At 77.3% G+C, this 1,992-nt stretch carries 1 protein-coding gene; it reads left to right on the forward strand.

Translation table 11 applies throughout. The features are described 5' to 3' along the window. A partial coding sequence (locus BH719_RS02355) for an FtsK/SpoIIIE domain-containing protein (protein ID WP_050790612.1) occupies nucleotides 1-1,992 on the forward strand: 1,992 nt, incomplete at both ends.

Raw genomic sequence — 1,992 nt, forward strand, 5'->3', positions numbered from 1 at the left:
CCACGCGCCTGGGGGCGCGCATCGCGGTGGCCGGGGCGGACGCCCCGGCGGGGAAGGGGCCCGGGGCCCGCAGCCTCGGCTTCGTGGGGCCGGGCGCCCACGAGTGCGCGCTGTGGTGCGCGGGGCAGATCGCCGCCCAGACGGGCGGGGCGCGCGTGTGCACGGACCAGGGGACGTGGACGGTGGGGGCGCCCCATGCGGTCATCCACATCACACGCTCGGAGGCGTGCCCCCACTGCGCCGCCCCCGGAGCGCCCGGCGCGCAGGACGCCCCCGTCGTCCACTGCGGCGTCGGAAGGGCCTTCGAGGACCTCCCCCCGTGGTGCGAACAGGTCTTCACCGCGCGCTCCGCCCCCGTGTCGCCCAGGTGGTGGTGGCAGGTCGCCGCCTCGGACGACGGCGCGGCGCTGCCCGACGTGGTGGAGTGGGAGGCCCTGGGGGAAGCCGCGTCCGGCGCCGACGGCACGGACGGGGACTCACGTGGCGACTCGGACGGACTCACTGACGACGGCCTCGCCGCGCCCGTGGGCGTCGGGACGGACGGGGAGGTGGTCCTGGACCTGGTGGCCGACGGCCCGCACGCCCTGGTGGCGGGGTGCACCGGGTCGGGCAAGTCGGAGGCCCTGCTCACGTGGCTGCTCTCCATGTGCTCCCACCACCCGCCCGAGCGGGTGCGCCTGGTCCTCATCGACTACAAGGGCGGCGCGACCTTCGCCCCCCTGTCGGGCCTGGCCCACACCGAGTGCGTCCTCACCGACATCGACCCGGGGGCGACTGCCCGGGCCCTGCGGGGCATAGGGGCGCTGCTGGCCGACCGCGAGCGCCAGCTGGCCCGCATCGGCGTCCCCGACCTGCGCCAGTGGGCGCAGCGCCACCGCGCCGACCCCGCCCGGGTGGCGCCCCCTCCCGCGCGCATCGTGATCGCCATCGACGAGTTCCGTGTCCTGGTGGACTCCCATCCCGAGACGATGGGCGTCATCATGCGCCTGGCCGCGCAGGGCCGTTCCCTGGGCCTCCACCTCGTCGCCGCCACACAGCGCCCGGCGGGGGCGGTGTCGGCGTCGATGCGGGCGAACATCGACATCCGCGTGGCGCTGCGGTGCCTGACCGCAGCGGACTCGATGGACGTCCTGGGCGACGACACCGCCGCCCGCATCCCCCGCACCCCGGGGCGGGCGGTCGTGACGGGGCGGGGGCCGCTCCAGTTCGCCCGCACCGGGGACGCGCGGGCTCTGGTGGAGCGCATCAACGGGCGATTCCGGTCGTGCGGGCGCGCGCCGCTGTGGGCACCGCCCATACCCGCCTCCCTCACGTGGGAGGACGTCGACGCCCGTTGCCCCGGGCGGAGGGCGCTGGGGCTCTTCGACTCGGTCGACTCCTCGGGGCCTGCGCCGGTCGTGTGGGACGGAGGCCCCATCGAGGTGCAGGCGCCGCGTTCCGAGGCGCGCCTGGCGGCCGCATGGGTGCGCTCCCTGGCGGCGCGCGCCGCCTCCTTGGCGGGCCTGCCGGTGCACCACTGCTCCCAGGAGCCCGTGGCGTGGGCGGTCTCGCGCGTCGCCCCCGAGGACGCCGCGGCGTGCGCGCGCCTGTTGGAGGGGGTGTGCGCGCACGGGCCCTGCGTGCTCGCCATCGACGACCTGCCCGCAGTGCTCACATCCGTGTCCTCGGCGATGGGGCAGTTGCGCTGCGACGAGGCGTGGAAGGGCGTGCTCCGGGGGGCGCTGGCCGCCGGAGTGGTGCTGGTGGTCGCCAGTCCCGGGCGCTTCACGCTCCCCTCGGCGTCGATGGGGGTGTTCTCGACGCGCGTGCTCCGCGCCCAGAGCGTGGACGCGGCGCTCCACGCGGGTATCGACTCCCGGTCGGTGGTGCGCCTGGGGGCCGCCGAGGCCCTGGTAGAGGCGGGCGGCCAGGAGGCGGCGCTCGCCTCGGTGCCCCTCGACGCCCGGGAGCCGCCGGGCGGGGGCGTCCGAGGCGGGGGGTGGCGGGTGCGCA

This window comes from Pauljensenia hongkongensis (assembly GCF_001746855.1).
Taxonomy (GTDB): Bacteria; Actinomycetota; Actinomycetes; order Actinomycetales; family Actinomycetaceae; genus Pauljensenia; species Pauljensenia hongkongensis.